Consider the following 18,702-nt stretch of genomic DNA (forward strand, 5'->3'; position numbering starts at 1 on the left):
CTATGACTGATTTCGTTTCTATCGTTGTACCGGTCTATAATAGTCAAAATTCTCTGGGAGAACTCTACCAGGCTGTGAAAAAAGTTGCTGCTGCCAATAATTTTAGATTTGAATTAATATTGGTTGATGACAACAGCTCAGATCAGAGTTATCAAGAAATTATAAAGCTGAATCACCAGGACAGCAGAGTTAAGGGGATTCGTCTGCAAGAAAATTTTGGCCAGCAGAATGCAATTTTTTGTGGTTTCAATTATGCAGTTGGAGACTATATAATTACCATGGATGATGACCTACAGCATCAGCCTGCTGATATTGCTTCTCTGCTGCAGAAGATTAAAGAGGGTTATGATGTAGTATATGCAATTCCGAAAATGAGAGCACATAGTTTTTACAGAAGAATGGGCTCCAGACTGACCAACTGGCTCTTTAATCTGATCACCCCCAAAAAGGATGAGCTTAGAGTCAGCAGTTATAGAATAATTAGCAGAGAAATCCTGAGTAAAATTAAAGGCACTAAAAAATCTTTTATTTATCTTTCAGCGATTATCTTAAAAGAGAAGCCTGAGATTGCAAATATATATACTGATCAGAAACAGCGCAAATATGGTGAGTCAAACTATAACTTTTTAAAGTTATTAAAATTATTTTTAAAGCTCTTTATTTATTATGGGGAGCTTTCATTTTTAAAATATTTTCGTTCAGAAAAAGAACAGTATCTAATTAGAGAAAGTACTTTTAAAGAGGAAGTGGAATCAAGATGCGGCTATTAATTCTTGGTGGAGGCAGTGCCCAGCTAAGTTTAATTAAAAAGGCAAAGGAACTTGGACATGAAGTTGTTGTCTCAGATTATTATCAGGATGCTCCCGGCAAAAAATTTGCCGATTTCAGTTCTGAAAGCAGTACTTTTGATTTTGAGGCCAATCTTAAAACAGCAAAAAAATTTGAAGTAGATGGTGTATTAACCGCTGGAACAGACCAGCCAGTTTATACTGCTGCTCGGGTGGCTGAAAACCTGAATTTAAAGCAGTACCTGTCAGCAGAGACAGCTGAGGCTGTAACCAACAAAAGTGTCATGAAAAAGAAATTTAAAAAAGCAGCAATTCCAACGGTTAAATATAAAATTTTAGCAGCTGATTTTTCAGTCAAAAGTTTGAATAACTTCAGGAGGCCTTTTGTTGTTAAACCTCTGGATAGTCAGGGACAGCGTGGGGTTTTTAAACTAGATACTGCTGCCCAAATTAGAGAAAAATTTAACGAAGTTCTTTCTTATTCCAGAGAAGATAAAATTTTAGTTGAAGAATATTATAAATCAGATGAAATAACAGTTAGTGGCTGGGTTTTAAATGGAGAAGCTAAGCTTTTAACTGTTACAGATCGGCTGAGATTTGAAGCAGGTATTCATATTGGAATCTGCTCTTCTCATCTTTTTCCTTCAAAGCATTTAAAAGATTATTTTTTTGAAATTCAAAATATAAGCAAAAAAATTGTGAGTGAATTTGAAATCAAAAATGGACCGATCTATTTTCAATTTCTAATTGGAGAAGAGGGGCTGAAGGTTAACGAAATAGCCTGCAGAATAGGTGGGGCCTATGAGGGGGATTTCATGCCGGAACTAACAGGGATTGATATTTTAGAAATGATGGTCAGGCTGTCAGCCGGCCTGCCCTTGAAGCAGGAAACTCTGCAGAATTACTCACTTCAGAGCAATCACAAATATTTATCTTCTCAACTCTTCTTTGCTGGCCCTGGTAAAATTGAAGATATCACTGATGAATTTGAACTTCTGGATTTAGAAGGAGTTTTAAAAGCTGGCTTTAATTATCAGATTGGAGACCGGATTCCGGATATAGAAAATGCAACAGCCAGAGCCGGATATTTTATTGTTCTTGCTGGTAATAGAGTAGAATTAGAAGAGCGGGTAACTGCTGTATATGATAAATTAAAAATTATTGATCAGAACGGAGAAAATCTTGTATACAGAGAAATTGGAGAAAATTTTTAAAGAAATCGGGAGTGTAAGTATGAAAAAATATATAACTATTATTATAATTTTTCTTTCAGTTTTATTATTAATCAGCGGCTGTGCAAATAATGAAGAGGCTAGTCAGCAGAAAATTACTATTGCTGAGCAGTATGGACTGGCCTATGCCCCGGTCCAGTTAATCAAGGAACTTAATTTTTTGAAAGCTGCTGATCCTGATTTAGAGGTCGAATGGAAGCAGCTGAGCAATACTACTTCTATTAGAGAATCAATGCTGGCCGGAGAGGTTGATATAGCTTTTATGGCTATACCACCATTTTTAATTGCCAGAGATAAGGGAATGGGGTGGAAAATAATTTCCGGGCTTTCGGAGAGTCCTCTGGGTTTAATGACAAATAGGGAAGATATTAATAGTCTGGCTGATTTTAAAACTGATAGCAAAATTGCACTTCCTCAGCCAGGAAGTATTCAGCATATTTTACTGTCGATGGCAGCTGAGCGTGAATTTGGAGAGGTGGATAGATTTGATGAACAGCTTTTAACAATGAGCCATCCTGATGCGATGAACGCTCTGCTCGCTGGTAGAGAAGTAAGTGCTCATTTTGCTTCACCTCCCTATCTCTTTTTAGAAAGTAGAGAAGAGGGTATTAAAAAGATTTTAAGTGGCCGAGAAGCCTTTGGTGGTGATTTCACCTTTATTGTCGGTGTTAGCACTGAGCAGTTTTATGAAGAGCAGCCTCAAAATTACTCCAATTTTTTGGAGGCTTTAGGAAAAGCAATAGAATTTATAGATCAGAAACCGGATGAGGCAGCTGAAATTCTGGCTGATAATTATAATCTTGAGCCGAGTGAAATGAGGGATTATTTAAGCTGGTCGAGGATGAAATTCACTTCTAAAATCAAGGGTCTGGATAAGTTTATTGATTTTATGGCTGCAGAATCCTATTTAGAAAAGAATAGTTATCAGTATTCTGAGCTGGTTTTTGAAGAAAATTTAGCTGGAGAGAAAGCTATATCGGAGGAGGGAGCCTCCCAAAATGAAGAGTAAATATAAACAGAGATTTTTCTGGGGGATTTTGTTGGCTTTTATCTGGCAGTTGACTGCAGTTAGTGGTATTTTTTCTGAGCTAATTTTTCCCGGCCTTGATCAAATTTCAATTGTTTTATTTAAATCTCTGCAGGATGGAACTTTAATTAAACAGATAGCTTTTTCACTTTCAGTGATCGCTCAAGGACTATTTCTGGCTACTATTATGGCTTTGCTTTTTGCCCTGACAGCTTACTTTTCCAGTACTGCAGCTGGCCTGATCGATACTCTTACTGCTCTTGCTCATCCGCTGCCGGGGATTGCATTGATGCCCTTAATTTTGATCTGGTTTGGCTCTGGCAGAATGGCAATTTTAATTGTAATAATTCATTCAGTTTTATGGCCTCTAAGCTTAAATTTGAGTACAGGTTTTAATTCTATTCCAGATATCTATACTCTGATTGCTAAAAATTATCGTTTAAATAAATTTGAATTTATGTATAAAATTTTGATACCTGCTTCTCTCCCTTATTTTATTTCCGGCCTAAAAATTGCCTGGGCCAGATCCTGGCGGGCTTTAATCAGTGCTGAAATGCTTTTTGGGGCAATTAATAGTCTGGGCGGACTTGGCTGGTATATTTTTCAGAGGCGTGTTTTCTTTGATTTACCCGGGGTCTTTGCTGGAATCATTGTAATTATTATGATTGGGATAGTAGTTGAAGATTTTATTTTTGCAAAGTTAGAAAATAAAACAGTTAAGAAATGGGGGGCTTAAAATGAGCTCCTATTTAGAACTAAAAAATATTAATAAGAGTTTTGAGACTGAAAAGGAAAAAAAGATTGTTTTAGCAGATATCAATTTAAAAATTAGAGAAAATGAATTTTTGACGATCTTAGGTCCTTCAGGCTGTGGTAAATCAACTTTACTTAAAATAATTGCCGGCTTTAGCAAAACCGATGGGGGTAAACTTTTAAAAAAAGGAAAGGCCATCAAAGAAGCGGGCATGGATAGGTTAATGCTTTTTCAGGATTTTGAGCAGCTTTTTCCCTGGCAAAAAGTAATAAATAATGTTGAGTTTGCCGTTAAGCAGGCAGCTAAAAATAAGAAATTGAAACTCAGCTCAGTTCAAATTAAAGAAAGGGCTTTGAAATATCTTAAGCAGGTTAAACTAAGAGACTATCAGAATTATTATCCCCACCAGCTTTCCGGGGGGATGAAGCAGAGAGTTGCACTTGCCAGAACTCTGGCAGCAGAAGCTGAAATCATGTTGATGGATGAGCCTTTCGGTAGTGTGGACAGTCAGACCCGTCAGGAGCTGCAACAGCTTTTAGTTCAGCTCTGGCAGGAAGAAAATAGAACTATTATTTTTGTGACCCATGATATCAGGGAGGCAGTTTTCCTTTCCCAAAGAATCGTTGTGATGAAAAATGAGCCGGGTCAAATAATTAATATTGTTGAAAATAAGCTACCTTATCTCCGTAAACGAAGCAGCAGAAATTTTAATCATCTATTTGAAGAACTCCAGTCTCAGCTGCATAGTTAACCTTATAAATTTTAACTGACCAGTTTTTGGCTCCGGTTTTACTAACAATTCTCATTGGATAAGTAGAATTGGTGAATTCTTTAATTAGAACAGTTCTCTGAGCTATAAATTTCTGCATTTCTTGATAATAGGGATAGAGATTGCCGTAGAGAATATTCCAGCTAGGTCGGCTATTATAGATATAGTCCATTTCTTCCGGGTAGATTATATATTTAATTTGATTTTTCTTTATATAATTAGCAAAGGAAAGATTATTTTCTTCGAGATAAGCCAGATTTCTATAATCAAAGAGACTCTCATTTTCAAAATAATAGTCAGTATTTAAATTTGCCAGTACCCTGCTATCCTGGGGAACTACCTCTGCAATTTGATTAAGATAGTCCTGGTAATTATAATGGCTGTCCTTAATTATGGTGAAGATGCTGTTCAGGCCTAAAAAGCTTATTAAAAGCAGGATCAAGATTTCCTTAAGTTTAAACTTAAAATTTATATTTTTAATCAGGTTAATAAATAAAAGATAGCCAAGTGGAAAAATAAAGATAATTGAAGTCTGATTGTATCTGCCAATGATTAAATAGCCCAGATTAATAGCTGTTAGACTTATAAATAAATATAAATTTAAATCATCTTTTTTAAGAAAAAGTTTGATTAGAGAAAGCAGAGCTGTAGCTGCAAAAAAGAGCAGCTGAAATTTAATTGGCGGAATATAATAGGTACCGCTTATCTGATAAAATAATTTTAGATAAAAATCCTTGAAGTTTTCTAATTTAAGCAGCATAGAATCAAACACCCCAAGCTGGGCTCCATAGCTGCTGTAATGGCTTATGAAATTGGGATCAAACTGAAAACTTAAATAAACAAAAAAGAAAGCTATGATAGCCAGAGTGCTGCCAAAGCTGAGATAATTTTTGAATTTAGTTTCTCTACTAAAAATTAGCTTCCAGCTGTAAATCATAATTAAAGGCAGTGAAATGATAAAAGCATTTGGATGAAAACCAATACTTGAGCCTAGAATAAGACCCAGGTAGATATCTTTTTTGATTGAATATTCTTTTTTAGAGGCGCCATAAATTTCTTGATTATATTCAATTTTTTTTAAATAGTAGTAAAAGGCAGCTAAAAATATTAAAACTAAAATAATTTCCTGCCGGGCTAAATGAGAACTATAAATAAAATGAATATCCAGGCTCAGAATAATTAAAGCCACCAGACTTAAATTTTTGGAGTCAGTGATTAAAATGGAAATCTTATAAAAGAAAAAAAGACTCAGACTGCCCGCCAGCAGTGAGATCAGACGAAAAGTGAAAATTTGGTAAGCCATAATTTTAATAAAGATAATTTGTAAAAAATGAAAGAGGATTTTAATTGTATGAGGACTTCGAGGCAGCAGATCAAAGAAAGCTTCAGTGGCAGCTGGATTATTTGTCTGCATTATCTGACGTGAAAGTCCACTTAACCAAGCCTCATCTGAATGAATAAAGGGAAAATTATTTAGAAAGAATAAATTTATAATTAAATATATTAATATTAAATGCCAGCTTTTAATTTTATTTAAAATATTTTTTGGAAATGTATTCATATTAATGCTCCCAATTAAGATTTTTTGATTGTTATTATTATACCACAATCAATCTTTCAATTTAAAATATTCTCAGAAAAAGCTGTTTCATTTGATAATTGAATATACTATTAGCAAATGTTATAACCATAAGTGCTTAATATGTCTTATAATATTAATAGAGATTGTTCCAATTTTAACAATATAAATTTGGAGGTGGAAAAATGAAAAAAACAGCAAAGATATTATTTATTTTATTAGCTTTTGCGATTATTCTCACAGGCTGTGAAGCAGATATTTCTGTTCCCGGTGAAGTGGGTCAGGATATAATTACAGCAGATGAAGCCTTAAAGATGATTGAGAAAGAAGATGTAGTTGTAGTTGATACTCAAAAGTCTGGTGATTTTGAAGACCAGCACTTTGAAGGTGCAGTAAATATTGCCAGAAATGATATAACTACTTTTGGTCCTTATCCAAATATGCTGGCAGATGCTTCTAAAGTAGAATCTTCTTTAGGAGAGAATGGTATTTCCAATCAGACAAAGGTAATTATTTATGATAATAACAATAATATGGACGCAGCTCGCCTGTGGTGGACAATGCTGGTCTATGGTCATGACACTGCTAATATGAAAGTAATTAGTGGAGGTTTAAATGCTTTAGAAGAAGCTGGAGCAGAATTTGTTTCTGGTGACTATGAGGCTGAAGCCGTAGAATATAAAGCAGCTGAAAAGAATGAGGAGCTAATTGCTACTAAGGAAGAAATTCTTGAACAGGTTAATAATCCAGAAGATGATATTGTTATTTTAGATGTTAGAACAGCAGATGAGGTTAGTGAGGGTGTAATTCCTGGAGCTATTCATATTAATTATGTTGAAAATAATAAGGATAATGGAGAATTTTATCCACCAAGTTATATTCAAAGATATTATCCAGATAATGATATAACACCAGATAAAGAGGTCATAATGTACTGTCAGACTTCAATTAGAGCTGCTCAGAGTTTTTTAGCACTACATAATGCTGGTTATAGAGATCTCAAACTTTACGATGGTGCCTGGATAGAGTGGTCTTCAGATAGTTCTACTCCAAAAGGAATGCTCAGTGGAGCTCCTGCAGAGCCAAGCGCTCAGGATGGTTCTTAAAAAATAGAAAGTTAAAAGTTAATAATAGAAGTTCTTGACACTAAGTTAAGAACTTTTATTTAATAAAGTTTGTGAAATATATTTTAATGTATTGTGTTTTCACAATTTAGTTAGATTCATTTTTTACCAAAAAATTAGGAGGAATAAGAATGAAAAGAAGAATTTTATTATCAGTGGCAATAATTATGATGGCTTTAGTGGTAGTTTCTAGTTCAGCTTTTGCGGTATCAGATACAGTAGAAGATGCTGTAAATGGTTATTTTGCAAATCTTCCAGAAGATAATAGTATGATCGGAGAGAAAGCTTTTGTAGAGAAAGTTAAGTCTGGAGAAGATCTTTTTATTTTAGATATTAGACAGCCTGATGTTTACAATGAAGGTCATGTTAAAGGTGCGGTAAATGTCCCCTGGGGACCTGAAGCAATTCCGGCTGCTCTAGATAAACTTCCTGGAGATGAAACTATTTATGTTTATTGTTATACTGCTCAGACTGCAAATCAGACAGTTGCTCTTTTAAACTTTGCTGGTTTTGATGCTAAGTCAGTTAGATTTGGCTGGAATTTAGGAATTACTAAAGTTGATGGTTACCAGGATGCAGTAGAAACAAAAGCAAATGAACTGGCTGGAACAGCAGATTATGAAATAAATGCAGATATAGAAAAAGCAATTGTGGATTATTATGCTGGACTGGCAGATGTTAAAGATTCAATGTATAAAAACTATAAAATTTCTGAAGATATGTTAAAAATGGCTATTGATTCTGATGCAGATATGATGGTAGTTTCAATCAGACAGCCAGGTGCCTTTGCTGAAGGACATATTAAAGGTGCAGTTAATATTCCCTGGGGTGCTGGGATGGAACAGTATTTTGGACAGCTTCCACAGGATAAAAAATTAGTTGTTTACTGCTACACAGGTCAGACTGCAGGGCAGACAGTGGCTGGATTAAGAATGTTAGGTTATGATGCTGTATCACTTAATGGTGGTATGGGTACTCCAGCTAATGAGCCTTATGGATGGTCAAATAAGGGTTATGAAGTAGTTCAGTAAAGTTATTGAATTAGTTAGAATAAAAGTAAAAACTTAGAGTTATATTAAAAAGGAGCCCTTCTGGGCTCCTTTTTAAAGTTAAATAAATTAAAAGTCAATCAATTTGACTGTGAATAATATCCATAATTTCATTTTTAATTTTAAAATAATCATCATTATAAATTACTTCCTTAGTTCCTTTTGCCAATATCTGATTTGTAAAATCAAGATCAAAGATCTTTATAATTTCTCCTGGCTGTTTGGACATTACAACGACTCTATTGGCTAGTAACAGGGCCTCATCTACATCATGGGTAATAAAAAAGATTGTGGTGTTGTTTTCTTCCCAGATATTACGGATTAAATTCTGCATATTTTCTCTGGTCAAAGCGTCTAAGGCTCCAAAGGGTTCATCCATTAGAACAACCTGAGGATAATTGGCCAGCACCCTGGCAATAGCTACCCTCTGTTTCATTCCTCCAGACAATTCAAAAGTGTAATTATCACCAAATCCACTTAAATTAACTTCATCTAAAAAATATTCACGAATTTCTTTAATTTTAGCCTTTGGCAGATTTCGCATTTTAGGTCCAAATTCCACATTTTCATTAACTGTCATCCAGGGATAAAGGGTAGGAGATTGAAAAACAACCCCCCGATGCCAGTCAGGTTCATCAACTTCTTCTCCCTGCATTAAAACCTGGCCAGAACTTGGTTTTACATAGCCAGCAATGCATTTAAGTAGGGAACTCTTACCACAGCCGGAAGGGCCCAGAACACAGATGAACTCACCTTTATTAATTTCTAAGTTGATATTTTTAAGGGCAAGAGTAGAATTAATGCTTTCACCATATTCCAGGCTCATATTTTTAATTTTTATTAAGCTCTCTTTTTTTGCTTGAGCAGACATAAAATATATCCTTTCCTGATTAGCTTCACTTTTAATTACTAAATTGGATTATCAATTTTAAATTAATTATTTTCTTCATTTTCCAGTGACATTTTAATATATTCTGAATTAACATATTCATTGAATGCTTCCTGAGAAGGAGATTCTTCAATTGAACCCTGATTCTGCAAGAAGTCAGAAGTATCTTTCATTACAGTGGCAAAGTTTCCTGGCTGCTCCACTGAGCCAAAAAACTCACCGCTTAAAAGTTCTTCTCTTGTTTTCCAGGTTGTACCTCGCATCTGGTGCAGAGCAACCTCAGCTTCTAGACCAAGTTCATTTCCAGCAATTTTTGCAGCTTTTTCTGGATCATTTCTATAAATATCTCCGGCTTTAGTTAATGCAGAAATAAAATCAGCAACCAATTCTGGATATTCTTCCGAAAATCTTTTGCGAACAACTTCAACATTGGCTGTGATATAACCTTTTTCAGCCATTTCTCTGCTGTCTGTTAAAGTTGTACCACTTTCTAAAAGCTGAGCCAGAGTCGGCTGCCAGGTATAAGCTGCCTGAACATCTCCTCGTTCCCAGGCAGCTACAATTTCGGCTGTCTGCATATCTAAAAGCTGAACATCTTTTTCAATACCTGCTTCTTTTAAAACATTTAACAGAATATAATGGGCAGTAGAAGCAAAGGGGACTGCGATTCTTTTTCCGACTAAATCTTCAATATCTTCAATTCCAGAGCCGTCTTTGACTGCTAAAGCTTCATTTTCACCCAGGACTTCATGGATCCAGACTAATTCAACATTGAGTTCGCGGGCCAGAGCAGTAATTGCATTGGTATTACCCATGGTAGCGAAATCAATACTTCCAGAAGCAAGAGCCTGATTGGCTTCTACACCTGAGTCAAAAACTCTTGTATTAACTTCTATCCCCCGCGTAGTAAAATATTCGTCAAAAAATCCTTCTGCCAGAGCGATAGTTTCATCATTTGGAACTCTCAAAACCCCCAAATTTATCTCTTTAGGTAATGATTCCTGGACAGCTGCATTTTCTGTTTCTGAACTGCCATTTTTCGACTGTTCAGTACCACAGGCTGTTAAAGTTAATGCAAGTGCTGTTATTAGAAATAGTAAAATTAGTTTTTTAAAGAAAGTCTTTTTCATTTTTTTACCTCCAAATTTATAATAGCTGTCATTTTATATATACATTAATTTAAATCTAAAAACTTAGAATTTTAGTTAAGCATTATTAGACATGACCTTTCCAGAAAATAATCTTTCTTTCCAGGAATCTTAATCCTGCATCAATTATGACACCTGTGATTCCCATAACTATTATACCAACAAAGATTACATCACTTTTCAAAAAATTAGATGCATCTAAAACCATCCAGCCAATACCAGAAGTCGCAGCAACCATTTCGGAAGAAACGAGAGTAGTGTAGGCAACTCCAAAAGCTGTTCTAATTCCAGTAAAAATTTCAGGCAGAGAAGCAGGCAGCACAATTTTGAAAAAAACATCTTTTTGAGCTGCTCCCAGTGATCTGGCACTTAATACAAAATCCTGATTCAACTTTCTAACTGCAGAAACACAGGCAATGTAAATCGGTGCAAAAGCAGCTAAGAATAAGAGAATCTGCTTAGAAGTATCATCTATTCCAAACCAGAGTACCAAGAGAGTATAATAGGCAAGTGGTGGCAGTGGTCGATAAAACTCAACTACGGAATCAATCACTGCTTCTACTTTATCAAAATAACCGCTTAAAAGCCCGAGTGGAACCGCACTAAATATTGCAAAGAATAATGCAACAAATAAGCGTTTAAAACTGGCACCTAAATGAAGCCAGAGAGGCACTCCATTATAACCCTCATCTAAAATTCTTAAAAAAGCTCTCCAGACTCTAAGTGGACCGGGCAGTAATGTTGGGGTGAAAATTTCAAGTTTGGTAATAATATACCAGACAAGAAAAATAGCAGCCCAGGTCAAAATTGTTAGTGCTTTTTCAGTTTTAGTTTTTTTGTTTTTAGCTGTTTCTCTATTTATATTCTGACTTGAAGTATTATCAGTAGAGTTTTGAGCCTGATTTCTCCTTTTTTTATTATTTAAAGCCATAATTTACACGTCCTTATAATTATCACAAGCATTTTGAACAATGGTTATATACTATCATCAAAGATATCATATTGAACAATGGTTATATACTATCATCAAAGATATCATATTTATAAAAATTTATCAATTGGAATAAATGATTAAAAGACCATCAAGGTTAACCTTGATGGTCTAAATAGAGTACCGATAGTCTCGATTAATTTTCAGCAGACATTACTTTTAAATTTTAGATACTAACTATCTGACACCGGGATAATTGGGATAATTTCTCAAGGGATGGCTACCAATGAAAATTACTCAAAATTATATTCTGTTACAATCTTTTCGCGATCAGTTGTCTGATCTAAGAAATATTCATAACAGGAGATTCCAAGGAAGGAACCAGAAATATTGATTACATTATCAAAACCTCTACCCTGTAAAGCTAGAACAGCGTTGTAACTTCTCTGACCTGAACGGCAGTGTAAGTAAACAGGCTGATCTTCAGGGATTTCATCAGTTCTTTCTCTCAGCTCACTTAAAGGAATATTAACTGAGTTAACTAAATGACCTATTTCATATTCTTCTTTTTCGCGGACATCAACGATAAAGGCATCATTTTCCACTAATTCTCTGACCTCTGTAACAGGGACCTGATTATAGCGGTTATTAATAATATTTGTTGCAACCAGACTTGCCTGATTAACTGCATTTCTTGGAGTAGAGAATAGAGGAGCATAGGCCAATTCTGATTCTGTTAAATCCTCTACAGTTGCATCAAATAAAATTGCTGTTGCTATTACATCAATTCTCTTATCCACATTACCCTTACCAATTGCCTGAGCACCCAATACCTTTCCAGTTGGCACCTCATATAGTAATTTAAAGTGCAGCGGGTTTGCATCTGGCATTAAACCAACTTTGTCGGTAGGGATTACATAAACAAAATCATAAGAAATTCCTGCATCTTTTAGCTGCTTCTCATTTAGACCTGTTGCAGCAGCATTGTAATCAAAGGCTCTGATTACTGAAGTTCCAATTACTCCATTATTTTTATTAGGAATATTGTACATATGGTTTGCAGCAGCACGAGCCTGTCTCTGAGCAGGACCAGCAAGTGGTAATCTTGTTTTAGAGCGAGCAATCTTAGAATAAACTTCGATCACATCTCCAACAGCATAAATGTCAGGATCACTTGTCATATAGTTGTGATTTACTTCAATTCCACCTGTTTCTCCAATTTTAAGGCCTGCATCTTCAGCCAACTTGGTTTCTGGGCTGACACCAATAGCTAAAACAACGGCTTCTGCATCAATTTTCTTGCCAGATTTTAAAATAACATGGTCATCATTTACTTCAGTTAGTGGATCTGATAGAACAATATTAACTCCATTATCATGCAGTTCTTTCTGGAGGATTTGAGCCATGTCAAAATCTAGCGGCTGCAGTACCTGGTCCATAGCTTCTACTAAAGCTACATTTTTATTAGAGTGAATAAAGTTTTCAGCGATTTCAACTCCAATATAGCCCGCACCAATAACTGCAACATTTTCTACATTATTATTTTTAACATACTGATTTAATTGATCAATATCATCTACATTGCGGATAGTAAAGACGTTTTCATTATTTACTCCCTTAATGCTTCCAGGTCTGATTGGATTTGCACCGGGAGAAAGCATTAATTTATCATAGGCTTCAGTATATGTTTCACCAGTTTCTAAATTTTTAACTTCGATAGTTTTTTCTTCTCTATTAATTTTTGTTACTTCACTATTAACACGAGCATCGATATTATACTGTTCAGCAAACTTTGAAGGACACATTAAGACTAAATCATCACAATCTCTAACAATTCCACTTAAGTGGTAAGGTAAAGAACAGTTAGAAAAGGATACATGAGAACCTCGTTCAAACATAATTACCTCTGCATCTTCATCCAGTCTTCTTACTCTAGCAGCTGTACCAGCTCCACCAGCTACTCCCCCAACAATTAAAACTCTTTTACTCATATTATATTCCTCCTGTAAATTTTTTATTATAAATCATTCTTTCAGCCATTAAAAAGTGACTGAAAGAGTATGTTGCTTACTTTAATAAATTTTTTCGCTAAATTTATTACTAATTACTCCTCCGATAATCATAAAGACAAGGAAGACCCAGCCGGAAAGAGAGAAATTAGAAATTGGTGTATATAGGGCTCCAACATTACATCCCTGAGCAAGACGTGTTCCAAATCCCATTGATAGTCCTCCAAGAGCATACATTAGCCCTTGTTTTTTACTGATATGAAGTTCTGAATTGAAAAACTCCATAAATTTACCTGCAGTTAAAAGATAAATTATTGCTCCAACGAGAATACCAAAGTTTTGAACTGAGATCTGGTGTTCAAAAAATGGAGTAGCAAAAGTCTCAGCTGACAGTTTAGTAAATTCAGATAAACTTTGAGCAGAAACTCCAAACAACATTAATATTTTTCCAAACCAGATACCATAAGGTTGAGAAACACCCCATCCATATCCAGTTACTCCCATTAGAATAGTAACAATAATTGCTAGTGCTATGCCTCCCTGTTTTAATGTCCAGGGTTTTTCAAATAAGTGATAATATGTATCTGAACTAAATAATTTGAAATTCTTTAAGTCAATTGGTTGCAGATTTTCCTGGATTCTTTCAATTTCTAAGCCGCTGTACTCACCTGTTTTTTTCTTATGTTTTTCATACATATAAGATAAGATAGTAAATAGAAGGCAAAGTGCTCCAAGGGCAAGTAATCCACCTAAATAACCTTCAAAACCATCTCCCTGGAATAGGTCAGGTAAGAAGACCCCTCCCATAGTCCTGTATCCAATATAAGAGCTAAACCAGGATTCCTGTACCCAGCTGGCTGTATTCTGGATTGGAAAACCAATAAATACTCCAAACATAAAGAAAACTAGAGTTGTAAATGCACGTGGAAGAGCCTGGGGTAAATCTGTAAGTACTCCACTTGCACAGCAGACAGAAATAGACATTCCAAAGCCAAATAAAAATCCCCCCAGCATTAAACCAATGTTGATCGGTTTTATCCAGAGATTATAACTTGCTGGATCTTTACCAAATAAAAATGCTGTCATTAAAACAGCTGTAATAAAAAACATGAACATTAAAGTACGCATTAATTTTGTTGACCCAGTTCTGTAAGCTCTATTTACACTCCCTGCAAAACCAGTATAAGCTCTGGCAAGAGCATAACCGAAACCTGAGCCAGCTAATAATCTAAAAAATAAAATATCGGTTTTCAGCCAGAATTTTGCTGCAACAAAAACAATTATTATTGCTATAAATCCTAAAATTTTTTCTGTTTTTTTCATTTTTTTAACATCCTCCCTGTTAATTATTAATAATTTAAACCCCCTAAACTTTGTTCTAAAATTCGCAAATAAAAGCAAAAAATAAAGACAAAAAAATAAGTAAGTAATTTAATTCCTTCTAAGTTAATTTATAATATTATTCACAAAACAAAGCTTCTAAAATTATTATATATCATTTGTTATCAATACTAAAATAATAATATCTTATATTGGATAACTTTATGTTATAGATAGAAAAAGAGACCAGTTAATAACTGGTCTCTTTTTAAAGTAAATAATATTTGTTGCAGCATTGAAAAAAAGCTCTATTATTATTTAATGAGCATATTTAATTAAAAAATTCTCCTCCAAGGTATCTCTGGCCGGTGTCGGCTGCGATAGCTAGCACTTTTTTTTCGGGGTCTAAATTTTTAGCTACTTTTAGTGCAGTCCAGACAGCTGCACCAGAAGAAGGTCCAAGAAGCAGGCCTTCTTCTGCTGCCAGTTTTCTGGTTGTTTCTATTACCTCAGAATCAGAAATATGATAAATTTTATCATAGATAGTACTATCCAGTGTTTGAGGAATAAAACCAGGTCCTGTACCAGGAATTTTATGAGGTCCCGGTTGACCGCCGGCCAGAACTCGAGAATTTTCTGATTCTACAGTATAAATTTTTAATTCAGGTAGTTTTTCTTTTAGTTTATTTCCGGTACCGGAAATAGTTCCACCTGTACCGGCAGAGGCAACAAAGGCATCCAGCTGGCCGTTCATCTGTTCTAAAATTTCTAAAGCGGTTGTTTTTTGATGAACAGCTGGGTTGGCTGGATTTTTAAACTGATTGGGAATAAAAGAATTATTAATTTTTCTTTTCAGCTCATGAGCTTTATCGATAGCCCCCTGCATCAGCTTTTGGGCAGGAGTAAGCACTACCTCAGCTCCATAAGCTTTTAAAATCTTTATTCTTTCCTGTGAGGCACTATCAGGCATAATTATAATACAATTATAACCGTTGGCTGCGGCAATCATTGCCAGCCCAATCCCTGTATTACCACTTGTGGGCTCAATTATTGTGCCACCTTTTTTTAGTTTATTTTCTTTTTCTGCTTCTTTAATCATATTTAAAGCAGGACGGTCTTTAACACTGCCGCTAGGATTAAAATACTCTAACTTAACATAAACAGCTGCATCGTTTTTACTGGCCATTTTTTGTAATCTAACAACTGGAGTTTCTCCAATTAATTCTGTTATCTTATTTACTACCTTCATCTTTATCCTTCCTTACTTTATAGTATTAACTATATTATTTCAAAAATATAGAGTAATAACAAATTTTTTATTTTGTTACTTTATTTAAATATGAGATATCAATAAATCCATCAAGATTAGAATCTCCCTTAATAAAACCTAATTCTGCAGAAAGATCAGCCAGTTTTTGAACTACAGAACTATCAAGCTCAGAAGTGATATTGGTTCTCTTCATTGAACGCTCTATTATTTCCAGAGATAATTTTTGTCTGGTTATTTCTTTAATTTGCTTCTGAATAATATTACTGCTTTCAACTGGATTATTGTTTATATACTCAACTGTTTTTTGATGAGCCTTAAGAAAATTTTCAATTAGTTCTGGATTGTTTTTAATAAATTCACTAGTTGAAACAACTAAGGTTGCTGGCAATTTGCCGTTCCAGGGCATCTGATTCCAGTCAACAACCACTTTAGAATCAAGATCTGCTTCCATCCGTGCTGCCCAGGGTTCGGAAACAACTGCTGCATCAAGCTGTTTGGTGGCAAAAAGTCCAACCATTGTTGCTGGTTTCTGAGCCCGGTGATCAATGCTGCCTCCCCGTCGATTTGTATTTAAGTTATTGTCTTTAATTAACTGTCTAAAAAGTAGATCATGCGTACAGCCCAGAGCAGGGGTAGCTATAATTTTATTTTTTAAGTCTTCTACGGAATTATATTCAAAATCTTTTCGAGTTACCAACACTGTTCCACCTGTGCTGGCACTTGCCAGAGCTTTTACATCTGCTCCCTGCAGATAGCGGTTAATCGCTGGCCCGGGTCCAACATAACCAAGATCAATTTGATTTGTAGCTAAGGCATCCATGAAAAGAGATCCATTGGGAAAAATTTTAGTTTTGATCTTAATTCCATTCAGCTGCTCTACAAATATATTTTCACTAACTCCAACGATTGCCGGTGCATGAGTAATATTGGGGAAATAACCAATAGTTATTTCCTCAAGGTCGGAAGCGGCTGTTGTTCCAGCTGCTGCTAAAAATAATAAACTAAAAATTACCAGGACTAAAATACTGTTTTTAAGATTTCTTTTTTTCATTTTGAAATTCTCCTTTTAAGCTATAATATTTAATGAATTTTGATTGCTAAGTTGTGATTAATAAAATATACAAAATAGAGCTTTGGTGATTTTAACTAAAAAATATTGAAATTTAATTTATTTACTATTTAATCCCCAGCGATTGAGAACTACTTTTTCTGCTTTTTTAAATAAAAAATTGTCTGTGAGATAGCCGATCGAACCAATGAGCAAGATGACTGTAATAACCAGACTCATATTACCCATATCTCTGCCCCACATTAAGATCTGACCCAGACCATCACCACTTCCTATTAGTTCTCCTGCCATTAATGCTCGCCAGGAAAAAGCCCAGGAGAGGCGCATTCCAGTTATTAAATGAGGAATAGCTGCTGGCAAAATTACCTTCCAGAAGAGCTGTATTTTGTTAACTCCCATTGTTTTAGCAGCTTTAATTAAAACAGGCTGTACATTTTTAATACCTGTACTGGCATTAATCACCATATTCCAGGTTCCACCGAGAACTACAACAAAAATTATTGCCCGTTCTCCCATTGAAAACCAGAGTAGTGCCAATGGAAGCCAGACAACACTTGGTACACTCTGCAGGGCAAGTATAAATGGTCCAATTGTATCTTCAACCAGTTGAAAACTGGCAATTAATACTCCTAACATCAGCCCAAAGAGAAGAGAGAGGCTGTAACCAATAAGCAGTCTTTTAAAACTGGCAGTGATAGCAAAAGTAAAAGTTCCATCTTTAAACCCTTCTATTAAGGTGGAAGTTACCATTCCAGGAGAGGGAAAAAGAAAATCAGGCCAGATGTTTAACTGAAATAAAAACTGCCAGACGGCAAGAATTAATAAAATAAATATAGTTTTAGGTAGCAATTTTTTCATAAGTATTTTCACCCCGGCTTTCAATTTCTTCTTCAAGTAAATCTAGAATTTTATTTTCAATTCTAATTAAAGCAGAGTTTTCTCTATCACGAGGCTGTGGAATATCTATTCTAAATTCTTCTATAATTCTACCAGGATTACTGCCAAAAACAATTACTCGGTCAGAAAGTTTAACTGCTTCTCTGATATTATGAGTTACAAAAACAATAGTTTTTTCTGTTTTCTGCCAGAGTTTTATTAACTGTCGGTGGAGCATTAATCTGCTTTGTTCATCCAGGGCACCAAAGGGTTCATCCATCAGCAAAATTTCTGGATCTAATACCAGTGATCTTGCAATTGCTACCCTCTGTTTCATCCCACCAGAGAGCTGATGAGGATAAGAATCCTTAAAATCATCAAGCTGAACTGCTTTTAACTGTTCTAAAGCTTTTTGGTATGCCTTTTTTTTATCTATTTTTTTTATTTTTAATCCAAAAAGAACATTTTCTATAACTGTAAGCCAGGGGAAAAGAGCAGCTTCCTGAAAAACCATAACCCTATCATTACCAGGATTTTGAATCATTTTATTTTTTATCATTACCTGTCCCGAAGAAACGGGAATTAGTCCTGCTAAAATATTTAAAAGTGTTGATTTTCCACATCCAGAAGGACCAATAAAACTAATAAATTCTTTTTCTTTAATTTTTAAATTAATATTTCTTAATACTTCTAATTGCCTGCCATTTTCCTGTTTGAAATTTTTATTAACGTCTTTAATATTAAGTAAATTCATTTAACCACTCCTAATCTACATTAAATCTATAGGAATTAACGTATATATTGTTTAAATTATATATTTCTCTTTTCGAATTGTCAAGTCTAATTTGATATAAATTTCCTGCTATAG

17 protein-coding genes are annotated in these 18,702 nt (G+C 34.8%); 7 read left to right on the top strand and 10 right to left on the bottom strand.

What is annotated here, in order from left to right; genetic code table 11:
• Window positions 1-2 precede the first annotated feature (2 nt).
• From DFR80_RS07340 to DFR80_RS07360, 5 genes are read left to right on the top strand one after another with little or no spacing between them, the layout of a single operon-like run.
• Window positions 3-770 (top strand): glycosyltransferase family 2 protein, encoded by a 768-nt coding sequence (locus DFR80_RS07340; protein ID WP_076545828.1) that lies wholly within the window; start codon window positions 3-5, stop codon window positions 768-770.
• On the top strand, window positions 758-2,002 hold the full coding sequence (locus DFR80_RS07345; RefSeq protein WP_114489604.1) for an ATP-grasp domain-containing protein: 1,245 nt from the start codon (window positions 758-760) through the stop codon (window positions 2,000-2,002). Before DFR80_RS07340 ends, DFR80_RS07345 begins: the two co-directional genes overlap by 13 nt.
• A 19-nt stretch (window positions 2,003-2,021) precedes the next feature.
• Complete coding sequence (locus DFR80_RS07350; RefSeq protein ID WP_114489615.1) at window positions 2,022-3,029, top strand: ABC transporter substrate-binding protein; 1,008 nt, start codon at window positions 2,022-2,024, stop codon at window positions 3,027-3,029.
• Complete coding sequence (locus tag DFR80_RS07355; protein WP_076545830.1) at window positions 3,019-3,783, top strand: ABC transporter permease; 765 nt, start codon at window positions 3,019-3,021, stop codon at window positions 3,781-3,783. Before DFR80_RS07350 ends, DFR80_RS07355 begins: the two co-directional genes overlap by 11 nt.
• Window position 3,784: 1 nt before the next feature.
• Complete coding sequence (locus DFR80_RS07360) at window positions 3,785-4,552, top strand: ABC transporter ATP-binding protein (protein ID WP_076545831.1); 768 nt, start codon at window positions 3,785-3,787, stop codon at window positions 4,550-4,552.
• Here DFR80_RS07360 and DFR80_RS07365 read toward each other — a convergent pair.
• A complete protein-coding gene (locus DFR80_RS07365; protein WP_114489605.1) occupies window positions 4,509-6,131 on the bottom strand; it encodes a glycosyltransferase family 39 protein in 1,623 nt (540 codons plus the stop codon). The two genes, DFR80_RS07360 and DFR80_RS07365, sit on opposite strands and share 44 nt — an antisense overlap.
• 203 nt (window positions 6,132-6,334) lie before the next feature.
• On the opposite strand from DFR80_RS07365, the gene DFR80_RS07370 reads away from it, so the two are divergent.
• Together DFR80_RS07370 and DFR80_RS07375 are read left to right on the top strand one after the other, a co-directional pair.
• The gene (locus DFR80_RS07370; protein ID WP_076545833.1) at window positions 6,335-7,255 is read left to right on the top strand and encodes a sulfurtransferase; all 921 of its coding nucleotides are present in this window, start codon (window positions 6,335-6,337) and stop codon (window positions 7,253-7,255) included.
• A 149-nt stretch (window positions 7,256-7,404) separates the two neighbouring features.
• A complete protein-coding gene (locus DFR80_RS07375; protein WP_076545834.1) occupies window positions 7,405-8,304 on the top strand; it encodes a rhodanese-like domain-containing protein in 900 nt (299 codons plus the stop codon).
• A 94-nt stretch (window positions 8,305-8,398) separates the two neighbouring features.
• Here DFR80_RS07375 and DFR80_RS07380 read toward each other — a convergent pair whose 3' ends face one another.
• The 9 genes from DFR80_RS07380 to DFR80_RS07420 form a co-directional block, all read right to left on the bottom strand.
• A complete protein-coding gene (locus DFR80_RS07380) occupies window positions 8,399-9,193 on the bottom strand; it encodes an ABC transporter ATP-binding protein (protein ID WP_076545835.1) in 795 nt (264 codons plus the stop codon).
• A 62-nt stretch (window positions 9,194-9,255) separates the two neighbouring features.
• Window positions 9,256-10,341, bottom strand: a complete 1,086-nt coding sequence (locus tag DFR80_RS07385) for a MetQ/NlpA family ABC transporter substrate-binding protein (protein ID WP_076545836.1) — start codon at window positions 10,339-10,341, stop codon at window positions 9,256-9,258.
• 85 nt (window positions 10,342-10,426) lie between these two features.
• Window positions 10,427-11,290, bottom strand: a complete 864-nt coding sequence (locus DFR80_RS07390; protein ID WP_084566211.1) for an ABC transporter permease — start codon at window positions 11,288-11,290, stop codon at window positions 10,427-10,429.
• Window positions 11,291-11,583: 293 nt separating this feature from the next.
• The gene (locus tag DFR80_RS07395; protein WP_076546256.1) at window positions 11,584-13,281 is read right to left on the bottom strand and encodes an FAD-dependent oxidoreductase; all 1,698 of its coding nucleotides are present in this window, start codon (window positions 13,279-13,281) and stop codon (window positions 11,584-11,586) included.
• An 81-nt stretch (window positions 13,282-13,362) separates the two neighbouring features.
• Window positions 13,363-14,622 (bottom strand): YeeE/YedE family protein, encoded by a 1,260-nt coding sequence (locus DFR80_RS07400; protein WP_076546255.1) that lies wholly within the window; start codon window positions 14,620-14,622, stop codon window positions 13,363-13,365.
• A 328-nt stretch (window positions 14,623-14,950) separates the two neighbouring features.
• Window positions 14,951-15,868, bottom strand: coding sequence for a cysteine synthase A (cysK, locus tag DFR80_RS07405; protein ID WP_076546254.1), 918 nt, complete (start codon window positions 15,866-15,868; stop codon window positions 14,951-14,953).
• Between the two features lie 67 nt (window positions 15,869-15,935).
• On the bottom strand, window positions 15,936-16,940 hold the full coding sequence (locus DFR80_RS07410; RefSeq protein ID WP_076546253.1) for an aliphatic sulfonate ABC transporter substrate-binding protein: 1,005 nt from the start codon (window positions 16,938-16,940) through the stop codon (window positions 15,936-15,938).
• A gap of 117 nt (window positions 16,941-17,057) precedes the next feature.
• The gene (locus tag DFR80_RS07415; protein ID WP_076546252.1) at window positions 17,058-17,816 is read right to left on the bottom strand and encodes an ABC transporter permease; all 759 of its coding nucleotides are present in this window, start codon (window positions 17,814-17,816) and stop codon (window positions 17,058-17,060) included.
• Window positions 17,797-18,588: an ABC transporter ATP-binding protein gene (locus DFR80_RS07420; RefSeq protein ID WP_114489607.1), complete on the bottom strand. Its 792-nt coding sequence runs from the start codon at window positions 18,586-18,588 to the stop codon at window positions 17,797-17,799. Before DFR80_RS07420 ends, DFR80_RS07415 begins: the two co-directional genes overlap by 20 nt.
• Window positions 18,589-18,702 lie beyond the last annotated feature (114 nt).

Source organism: Halanaerobium sp. ST460_2HS_T2, from assembly GCF_003337665.1.
GTDB lineage: Bacteria > Bacillota > Halanaerobiia > Halanaerobiales > Halanaerobiaceae > Halanaerobium > Halanaerobium kushneri.

Bases quoted from the DNA above. Each gene is read 5' to 3' on its own strand.
- DFR80_RS07375 (WP_076545834.1), top strand. From the start codon at position 7,405: ATGAAAAGAAGAATTTTATTATCAGTGGCAATAATTATGATGGCTTTA.
- DFR80_RS07420 (WP_114489607.1), bottom strand. From the start codon at position 18,588: ATGAATTTACTTAATATTAAAGACGTTAATAAAAATTTCAAACAGGAA.
- DFR80_RS07390 (WP_084566211.1), bottom strand. From the start codon at position 11,290: ATGGCTTTAAATAATAAAAAAAGGAGAAATCAGGCTCAAAACTCTACT.
- DFR80_RS07415 (WP_076546252.1), bottom strand. From the start codon at position 17,816: ATGAAAAAATTGCTACCTAAAACTATATTTATTTTATTAATTCTTGCC.
- DFR80_RS07365 (WP_114489605.1), bottom strand. From the start codon at position 6,131: ATGAATACATTTCCAAAAAATATTTTAAATAAAATTAAAAGCTGGCAT.
- DFR80_RS07395 (WP_076546256.1), bottom strand. From the start codon at position 13,281: ATGAGTAAAAGAGTTTTAATTGTTGGGGGAGTAGCTGGTGGAGCTGGT.
- DFR80_RS07410 (WP_076546253.1), bottom strand. From the start codon at position 16,940: ATGAAAAAAAGAAATCTTAAAAACAGTATTTTAGTCCTGGTAATTTTT.
- DFR80_RS07370 (WP_076545833.1), top strand. From the start codon at position 6,335: ATGAAAAAAACAGCAAAGATATTATTTATTTTATTAGCTTTTGCGATT.
- DFR80_RS07380 (WP_076545835.1), bottom strand. From the start codon at position 9,193: ATGTCTGCTCAAGCAAAAAAAGAGAGCTTAATAAAAATTAAAAATATG.
- DFR80_RS07350 (WP_114489615.1), top strand. From the start codon at position 2,022: ATGAAAAAATATATAACTATTATTATAATTTTTCTTTCAGTTTTATTA.
- DFR80_RS07360 (WP_076545831.1), top strand. From the start codon at position 3,785: ATGAGCTCCTATTTAGAACTAAAAAATATTAATAAGAGTTTTGAGACT.
- cysK (WP_076546254.1), bottom strand. From the start codon at position 15,868: ATGAAGGTAGTAAATAAGATAACAGAATTAATTGGAGAAACTCCAGTT.
- DFR80_RS07345 (WP_114489604.1), top strand. From the start codon at position 758: ATGCGGCTATTAATTCTTGGTGGAGGCAGTGCCCAGCTAAGTTTAATT.
- DFR80_RS07385 (WP_076545836.1), bottom strand. From the start codon at position 10,341: ATGAAAAAGACTTTCTTTAAAAAACTAATTTTACTATTTCTAATAACA.
- DFR80_RS07340 (WP_076545828.1), top strand. From the start codon at position 3: ATGACTGATTTCGTTTCTATCGTTGTACCGGTCTATAATAGTCAAAAT.
- DFR80_RS07400 (WP_076546255.1), bottom strand. From the start codon at position 14,622: ATGAAAAAAACAGAAAAAATTTTAGGATTTATAGCAATAATAATTGTT.
- DFR80_RS07355 (WP_076545830.1), top strand. From the start codon at position 3,019: ATGAAGAGTAAATATAAACAGAGATTTTTCTGGGGGATTTTGTTGGCT.